We start from the raw sequence: 8,520 nt of genomic DNA, 5'->3' as shown, positions 1-8,520 counted from the left end.
TGGACGGACTGACCCAAGTAAGCGGAGGCGAAGAGAGAAGCTAAGGCAAGCTTCTGCTCCTCGTTAAGCCCCCTGAACGATTCGTGGAGGTAGTAAACCATTAGCTCGTGGAATCCTATGCTCCACTTCCTGTCCTTGACGACGGGAGGATGGAACACCATGTAAAGGTCGCCCAGACCGCTAGGTAGGGTCAGCACATGGGCGACTAGGCCGTGGATGCCCTGAGCCTCGCCGTTGGCGTCGAACCTTATCTCCAGAAGCTCCTCCGAGTTCCCGGCCTCCAACGTGAGGGAGAGCTTCGCACCCTCCGGCAGCTCCTTTGGTATTGGGAGGTATCCTAGGCAGTTGATGGCCGCCTCCTGACGCTCGTGGATGAGCTCCTTACAGTTCCCTGGAAGCAGGTCCCTCAACAGCTTGGAGGTGAACGTCTCGTTGGTAAGCAGTCTGGACAGACCGTGATCTTCGAGTATCTTCAGGACATCGGAGGAGATTGTTCCTTGGGTGAACGCCACGTAGAGGACCACGTCCCTACCTCTAATGGTTGACGGTATCTCCACATCCCTCTCCCCGTGATAAACGCCCTTCTCTATCACGAGAGTCGAGTTCGGGGCCACTATGGTGCCGTTGAGGTTCTTGGGTAGGGAATGACCCTGCTTCAGCATGTCGAAGAATACGATGGATGCCCTCCCTATCTCCACCGTCCCCTTGGGAGCGTTCAGGATTAGGGGTCTCTGGAAGGTGAGATTAATCATCACGGTTGGAGATGCCCTAATCGAGGCCAGGTTCCCTCTGAGGGTCACATTTCCCACTACTATCATCCTGAGGGTGGTCTCATTGGCACTAGCGCCCAAGAAGGACGCAATCACGGGATCCGAGATGGAGACGGACACCTCGCCCAGATCCCTGGATTCCTTGGACGCATTGCTCACCTCAGTCAGGACAGCGCTAGCGTTGGCCCTGTAGCTCCCACTCATCCTGACACCTCCCTTGAGATCCCTATATATTCCTAGGATGCCCGTCTCCTCCAGCCGCTTTTCCCCCTCCTTCATCTCCAGTAGGGCTTCGCCGAAATTGGTCGTCAAAGAGAGCATGGTAAGGCTCGCTCTCCTGTATATGTCCGATCTCCCAACGTAGGGGGTGTAGAGGTCCACTTTACCGCCGTAGAGGCTATACTCGTATCCCTTCAGCTTCACCCCCAATCCGTCCACATCCAGCTCCCGATCGTAGGGGAGCGTGATGTCCCTGAAGTAGGATCTGTTGTAGGCGAAGGGTCCGCTCATGAGTACTCCGAGCATCGTGAGGGCCATGGCGGCATGCAGAAGCGACACCGAGGACATGGTACTCAATCTGTCCCTAGCGTAGATATAGAGGGCCGCCAGCCCTGAGAAGAGGCCAGCTACGGTGAAGGGGAGCATTATGGATATGATGAGGTTCGTGGTGAGCGAGCTAGCCGGTGACCATATGATGTCCCTCTTGAAGGTCAGGTAGAGCAGGATAGCTGACACTATTGAGAGGCCCTCAATGACACCCAGTATCTCCCTCCATCCGAGTCTCGCCCCTATGGTACACATCGGGAGGGAGACCATGAGCAGGAGGGCGAAGGGGAAAAGTAATGGGTGAAAGAATTCTATACCGGAGTCCATCTGGGGAACATCGACCCTCATACCCAAGGCGCTGGCTATGGATCCGCCGGCGAGCACCGAGAAGAGCACTAAGAACATCATGAACAGAGAGAAGTATGAGAGGACGAGTCCCGTCCTGTAGGGGCTGGAGGTCACTTTCCCTATCCCGATACTAGCCCCTCGAGATCCTCTTACGCCCTCGGCTATGAAGAGGAAGGTTAGTAGGAGCGTTAAAGCGCTGGTCATGGACTGGGGGGAGGCGAAGCTGTGGAGGGGGGAGATGCCCACCCTAGTGACGAGTATAGCCAAGAAGACGCTACCCGCTGCAGTCATCTGGGTAGCATAGGAGAGCTTCCTGTCTAGGGACTTAACGTGGAATGCCGCAGTTAGGGCAAGCCAAGGAGTCAACTCCGCCGTTTCCACCGGATCCCAAGCCCAGTAGCCACCCCATCCGAAGGTAACGTAGCTCCAGTAGCCTCCTATAGCAATACCCAAGGTCAGTAGGAGCCATCCGACCCTAGCCAGTAGATCACTTGCCTTCTCGTGTCCGCTGTACAGGGAGACGGCTGAGGCAGCGATCAAGGCATAAGCGGTGAAGGTCGAGAGGGGATGAGGATATATCCAAGGGCTCTTCAGCAGGGGATTCAGTCCCATGCCTGTCGCCACGTCACCGTGGAAGGACTCGAAGGCACCGTTCAGGAACGCCAAGGCTAGGGATGAGATTATCAGTGCGCCGTACCCGGCGTTCAGCATCGTATCCCTGTGGTACCTCCTGTGGATGAGTGCCACGGTGGCCAAGACCGTGGTCAGGAGGAAGAGGCTTCCGCCCCCGCTGGACCAGCTCGAGGCTATCTTGAACATGAGGGGGAGCCCCATGGAAGATGTCTCGTAGACGGGCTTGAGCGTGTAGTCCTGAGTCAGGAAGGCCCACACGTAGAGGATCCAGTCAGCAAGGAGGATCGCGTAAGCCACGAGTCCAAGCTTGATTATCCTCCCCTTGATCGAGGAGTGGGTGAGGTCGGCGAGGAGGATCGCGCCGCCCATAAGAGCTATCAATCCCGTGTAATGCATGAGCTCACCTCACAAGCAGGAGGTAGATGCCCAAGGCTATGAGAATACCACCGCTTATCCTCTCCAGCCAAGCAGGGTTCTTCATGGCCTTGGAGAAGGCTCCGGTCGCCCTCTTCGCCAAGTAGAGGGAGGCGACCAGTGCGGCTGCCATGCCTAGGGCGAGCAGAGCCACGCCCGCTACCCCGGCGAGCACATCGCCGGTCGCGCTTATGAGGGCTATGTAGCCAGCGAGCAAGGGCAGGCTGCACTGAAGGGATACCAGACCGAAGCTGAAGCACGCCGCTGGTAGGCCGGATGATAGTAACCCTCTCACCCTCTGGCCCGGTAAAGGACAGGATTCAGAGGCAGTGAAGATGGTGAGCGACCCGAAAAGTATGGCGGCCACGGCTAGGGCGAAGGTCAATCCCTTGATGAGGCCCGCCACGAAGGAAGCTGCGATGACCATGAGAGAACCCAAAACCATTGTACCGAAGAACGAGGATCCCAGACAGACAGCGTAATCTCCCTTCCCCCTCACCCTCCCCATGGTGGCGTAGGCAGCGACTATAGGCGCCGAGCAGGGAGATAGGGCGACCAGCGCACCCAAGAATGGGAGAAGGGCAAGTGTGGCCGGTTCCCATCCCGTGACCTGCTCTTCGGAGGTACTCGCCATCTTAGCAGCTGATTCTATCCATCTCCTGAAGTATAGGGCCGGGTCGTCGGACTGAACCGGGCCCACGATCTTGGCCACCACGGCGCCCTCCCTGAGGACTAAGAAGGTGGGGGTCTCCGTGACCCCGTACTCCATGAAGAGCCGGTCAGTCTCCCCGGGAACGAGGGGCACATCCATCACGCGGACGCCCTCGGGCGGAGAGGCCTCCACCTGCATCCAGTAGGGCTTCATCAACTCGCAGGAGGAGCAGGTCTCGCTCCAGAACATGACGGCCACTACTCCCTCCTTGAGCTGCCTGTCCAGCTCCCCTGCATAGACCTGTATGGCAACACCCTTGCTGCTGAAGGAGACTAGGAGGCCGAGACCCACGGACGTCAGCACGATGACAATGGCCAAGATGTTCTGATAGCTTACCCTCATTACTCACACCTCCAGAATGTAACCAGCCAACCAAGAGGCGATCAGTGAGAACAAGAGGCCCGAAGTAGCTAGTATCACGGTTCGAGAGTAATCCCCAGAGGTCAGGAATGAGAGGGTCTCCTGAATTATCGGGAGGCTCAGCACGAGGATCATGGTAGGTAAGAGAACTCCCCTCGCTCTCAGGTAGACGGAAATAGCTGAGGATAGGGCCGATATTGACGCCAGATAGACCCCGGATGAGGCTACTAGGGAATAGAGGTAGATCGCTCCCTCGGTCCAGCCAGACAGACCCACGGTGGTCAGGAAGGACAGCGTGATCAGGGTCTCCAACAGGATGAAAGTAAGAAGGAGTTTCGCTAGGAAGAAGGTTACCGGTTCGACGGGCGACATCCTGACTCCATCCAGCGTGCCAAGATCCTCCTCCCTCACAACGGTCATGACCGAGGTGAAGACCGATAGGAAGAGGGCGATGAGCATGAGGCCGGTACCTGCCAAGGGAAGGGGATCCTCAACCGGCAACCTGCTTAGTGAGAAGCCCAGCAAGCTGGACGATGCCACCGAGAATATGGCCGCTCCGCCCAGCTCTGGCAGGTTCCTAGCCTCGAGCTTCAGGTCCTTCCACAGGATCCTCTCAACCTGTAGCAGCACTCAATCTTCCCTCCCTGATCTCGTACACATTCGCTTCCAGCTCCACATCCGCCCTTGGAGATGTCATGACCACTGTCCTGCCAGCTGACACCAACCGGGTGAGGAACTCGATCAGCCACCTCCTCCCTGCGTCATCCAGTCCGGAGAACGGTTCGTCAATGAGGAGCAGGGGTGGGTCGTGGAGGAGGGCCCTCACAATATCCACCCTCTTCCTCCACCCGTAACTCAACTCGACGACTCTCCTATCAAAGAAGGCGTCCAGACCGAGCTCCTTCAAGATGGGCTCTACGTTGGACAGGTCAGCATATCCGTAGAGGCCCGCGTAATATATCAGATTCTCCCGAACGGTCAGGTCCCCGTAGAGGGGTGGATAGTGGGGGACATAACCTAGGAGGGCCTTGGCAGCGGGGCTTCTGGCATCCTTCCCTTCCACTAGTACCTCTCCCCTCGAGGGAGCTATGAGGCCCGAGGCTAGCCTCAGGATGGTGGTCTTCCCGGAACCATTGGGGCCTACTATCGCCACCAGCTCCCCCCTTCCTAAGGAGAGGGTGATCCCCCTTATCACGTACCCGCTCCCGAAGCTCTTCCACACATCCCTGAACTCGAGTATCACTCAACCACCCGTGGCTGGAGGGGCCTCGTAGGCCTTGTGGCACCCCTGCAGGATCTCCTTTATCTCCATCCTCCCCAGAACATCTCCCATCCTCTCGGGATAGAACATCCCCCTAATGATGACCTCCTGTTCCACCGTCGAGTGGGAGGGTGGGGCCCCGTACTGGCTGATAAACCTAGTGAGGCCATAAAAGGCGTAGATCTTGCTCCCGTTCTCGTCTTCCAGCAAGAAGAGTATCAGATCCTTCTCGGGCAGGGTCTTGATGTCAGCCACGAGGGCCCTGACCGTGACCATCGTGGGCTTCCTATACTTGGCGAGCTGAGATACCTGCTCGTACGAGCTGGAGGTTATAGCCATATATCCCACCAAGAGGACCACCAAGGCTATGGACGCTGCCAGCAACACTCCCTTCATTTCCTCTCCCTCCCTGCTAGGTAGGCGAGGGTGAAAAGGGTTAGCGCGTATATCATCGCGTTGACGGGATTCCCCCAATAAGGTATCAGCTTCAGGCTGCTCGCCACTATGGTACCGTCCTCGACCTTCCCTTCCACCTGCAGCCAGTGCTTCTCCAGAGTTAGCCTCCTCCCTCCACCGAATGTGACGAAGAGCGGATTTATCGGTGGTTTCCCTTTGTAGAGGAGGTCGTAAGTTCCTAGGGGGGACCTCACCTTCAGATGTAAGGTCCCATTTTCCACCGTGCCGGATATCACCTGGACCTTGAGAGTCTCGCCCCCTGCCAAGTTGGGGGGCAGCTGCATCGCTAGCAACAGCGCGGCCACCAGAACCACCGGAATGACCGCAAGCTTAGCGCCTCTCACACCTCCGGATCTAATAAGATGGGCCAAGAGCGCTCCTTCCAGTGAGACCAAGATTATTCTGCCCCCGAAGATCAGGGGAGTGAGCCCTCCCCTGATGAACATGCTGGTCTCCGGCATGGTGGGATGCAGGCTAGGCATCAAGTAGGGGACCAAGAAGCTGAGTGGAATTGTAGCGTAGGCGGCAACGGCGAAGGCCATAGATACCTTGGGCCTCACATCAGGGTCCTTTATGCTAGACCTGACAGCCAAGTAAACTAAGAAGGCTAAGAACATGAAAAGGACTCCAGTCTCCCTGGGATCCCAGTTCCAAGCTGAGCCCCATGATTCCGATGCCCATATCATGCCGGTGACTAGGGTGGAGAAGCCCATCACGAGGCCCGTCACTATGAAGGAATGGGCCGTCTCCTCCATCCATCCCTTTCCCTTGAGGAGGTAGGAGAGCGCTAGGAAGAATCCCAAGGTGAAGAGTAGATAGGTAGACACGGAGATGGGGACATGCACATATAGGTTCCTATAAGCGGTCGGATTTCCTAGGGGAACCACGGAAGGGAACGGACCTAACACCTGGGAAATCCACAGGGTTGCAGCATCCACTAGTGACGTGACAGCCAGCGCCGCTACTAGCTTTCTCATTGGGGGATCCCTCACGCCTCGAATAAAAAATAATGTTGTTGGGGGAGTTTAGCTCCTCTAACTTACTTCTTCCTCCTTACTAGGATGTCGATGAGTACCAGTACGATGGCCACCAGAGAGAGCACCGTCGCTATGAAGGTGAACATGTTCATTCCGGCGCCAACGCCAGCTCCTGATACCTTCTCAACCTTGCTCTCCAGCTGCTTTATCTTGAGCTGGGTCTCGTAATAGGCAGACATCCTCCCTAGCTTGTCCATGACCGTATCGACTATACCGAGCCAGTGCGTGTAGTCCGGACCCATCATGGAGGCTCCCATCCTCCACCTCCTGCCGTCGTGGTGCCATATGTAGTAGTACATGATCTCCATGTACTCGTCCGTGTCGTCTCCCAAAGCCTTCCTATCCATTATGGTCTGGCCCTTCCTATCCTCCTGTATTCCCTGCTCGTAGGCCTTCTTGAGCATGTCTATTGCGTACTTCCACGTTATGTTGTAGTCCATGTTTACGCTGTCGTACCAAGTGAAGTACGAGTACACCCATTCGCTGGAGTGGCAGCTCTTGCACACCGACATCATCCTGCCCCTCGGGTTGTCAGTCGAGGATAGGGCGGCGTTGCCCATGGTGAGCGGATTCTTCCAGTCTGGCCTCTTCTTATTGAACTTGTTGTTCAGTGGGTCAGGATAGTACGTCTGACCGAAGCTCCACTTAGCCTGTATCTCCCAAGTTAGCCTAGCTCCGAGGTCGTGAGTTCCCGGCACTATAATCTTGCCATTCTTGTCGGCGAGGTGGCTCATGTGACAGGTAGCGCAGGTCGGGGCCCTGAAGTCCACTCCGGGCACCCACGGCAGGTTGGTGTAGTTCCAAGATTCTCCCTCGGAATCGTATATGTTACCGTGCTTGCTTTCCTCGTAGATCTCTATCTGCGGGTGGTCGTATCCGAGATGGCACTGACCACAGGTGTGGGGCTTCCTAGCCTCCTCCATGCTGAAGGTATGTCTCGTGTGGCATGTGGCGCAGCTGCCAAGGCTTCCGTCGGGGTTTACCCTTCCGGCGCCGTTATTGGGCCATCCGAGGAGCACCATGTCGGGAGTGCCATCGACCTTAGCATAGGGCGCGTCGACACCGACTATGGCGTTGGGCTTGGCCGGTAGCACTGCGGAGCCGTGGCACTCCATACAGGCCAAGTACACGTAGGAGTTGTTGTACTTGGGATGCTCCATGATGAAGTGGTAGTCTATGCCCAAGTAGTTGGCGGTCAGGTTGGGCACCTCGTGAGTGAGCATTCCGTGAGATGGATAGAGGGTCGATACGAACTTGAACTTGTCGCCGTAGAAGTAATACTTGCTCGCGTTCACGGCCTTCTCGTCTCCGTTATAGAAGTCCTTCGCGTACTTCTTGTAGAACGGCCACTCGACCACATCCTTGAACAGCTTGTCGTATTCAGCCTTGGCGATATCTCCATAGGTCTTCTGGAGTACGAGGGTGTACCAAGGCTTGAGGTTAGCGTTAAGTGCGGCGAACGCGTGCTTAGTCCAGCTCATCTCCTTGGTCTCCTTATAGTGACACTGCTGACAGTCCTTCGGGGTCACATCCACCACGATCTTGTAGCCATTGTGGTCAACGACATCGGGCCTGTCGGAATCGGCGAACATTCCGTGGCATTCATAACATCCCACGACGTACGGGTATCCCTTGAACTTGCTGGCCAGATTGGCGTCCTGTCCGAAGATGTTCCTGTAATAGGCTTCCAGCTCGTCAGGAGTATGCCAAGCATGCTTACTCCTCAACCAGTCGTAATAGGGAACCTGCATCTTAACAGTATTGGGGTCAGCGTGGCAGTTCAGACAGGCCTTCGTTTCCGGGCTCACCCTAGCCATAACTTCCTGCGCTGATGCCTCGACGCTCTGAGCATCTCCGAAACCGACCTCCCCAGGGTTAGCCAGCACTGGTAGTAATGCGAACGCCAACGTCAGCGCAGCTATGGACAGGATTGGTAACCAGAATATCTTCCTCATATTTCAGGCCTCCCGAGGTTGGAGATCC

General features: G+C 56.4%; 7 protein-coding genes. All 7 read right to left on the bottom strand.

Annotated features, from left to right (window positions below):
- The coding region (gene ccsA / locus QI197_03000) for a cytochrome c biogenesis protein CcsA (protein MDK2372327.1) at window positions 1–2,693 on the bottom strand (2,693 nt) is incomplete at its 3' end.
- A gap of 4 nt (window positions 2,694–2,697) precedes the next feature.
- Complete coding sequence (locus tag QI197_02995) at window positions 2,698–3,765, bottom strand: thioredoxin domain-containing protein (protein MDK2372326.1); 1,068 nt, start codon at window positions 3,763–3,765, stop codon at window positions 2,698–2,700.
- A 3-nt stretch (window positions 3,766–3,768) separates the two neighbouring features.
- Window positions 3,769–4,413 (bottom strand): heme exporter protein CcmB, encoded by a 645-nt coding sequence (locus tag QI197_02990; protein ID MDK2372325.1) that lies wholly within the window; start codon window positions 4,411–4,413, stop codon window positions 3,769–3,771.
- A complete protein-coding gene (locus QI197_02985; GenBank protein ID MDK2372324.1) occupies window positions 4,397–5,026 on the bottom strand; it encodes an ABC transporter ATP-binding protein in 630 nt (209 codons plus the stop codon). The genes QI197_02990 and QI197_02985 overlap by 17 nt, the downstream gene beginning before the upstream one ends.
- Complete coding sequence (locus QI197_02980) at window positions 5,027–5,440, bottom strand: hypothetical protein (GenBank protein MDK2372323.1); 414 nt, start codon at window positions 5,438–5,440, stop codon at window positions 5,027–5,029.
- Entirely contained in the window at window positions 5,437–6,477 is a 1,041-nt protein-coding gene (gene ccsA / locus QI197_02975; GenBank protein MDK2372322.1) for a cytochrome c biogenesis protein CcsA, read from the bottom strand. The genes QI197_02980 and ccsA (QI197_02975) overlap by 4 nt, the downstream gene beginning before the upstream one ends.
- A gap of 62 nt (window positions 6,478–6,539) precedes the next feature.
- Complete coding sequence (locus tag QI197_02970; GenBank protein ID MDK2372321.1) at window positions 6,540–8,492, bottom strand: multiheme c-type cytochrome; 1,953 nt, start codon at window positions 8,490–8,492, stop codon at window positions 6,540–6,542.
- Window positions 8,493–8,520: the final 28 nt, after the last annotated feature.

Source organism: Thermoproteota archaeon (assembly GCA_030130125.1).
In the GTDB taxonomy this organism is placed as follows: domain Archaea; phylum Korarchaeota; class Korarchaeia; order Korarchaeales; family Korarchaeaceae; genus Korarchaeum.
The sequence above is the reverse complement of the archived record's forward strand: the minus strand, read 5'-3'. Positions and strand labels throughout refer to the sequence as shown.

What these genes read in the sequence shown, in the direction of transcription:
- QI197_02995 (MDK2372326.1), bottom strand. Translation starts at nt 3,765, where the DNA reads ATGAGGGTAAGCTATCAGAACATCTTGGCCATTGTCATCGTGCTGACG.
- QI197_02980 (MDK2372323.1), bottom strand. Translation starts at nt 5,440, where the DNA reads ATGAAGGGAGTGTTGCTGGCAGCGTCCATAGCCTTGGTGGTCCTCTTG.
- ccsA (MDK2372322.1), bottom strand. Translation starts at nt 6,477, where the DNA reads ATGAGAAAGCTAGTAGCGGCGCTGGCTGTCACGTCACTAGTGGATGCT.
- QI197_02970 (MDK2372321.1), bottom strand. Translation starts at nt 8,492, where the DNA reads ATGAGGAAGATATTCTGGTTACCAATCCTGTCCATAGCTGCGCTGACG.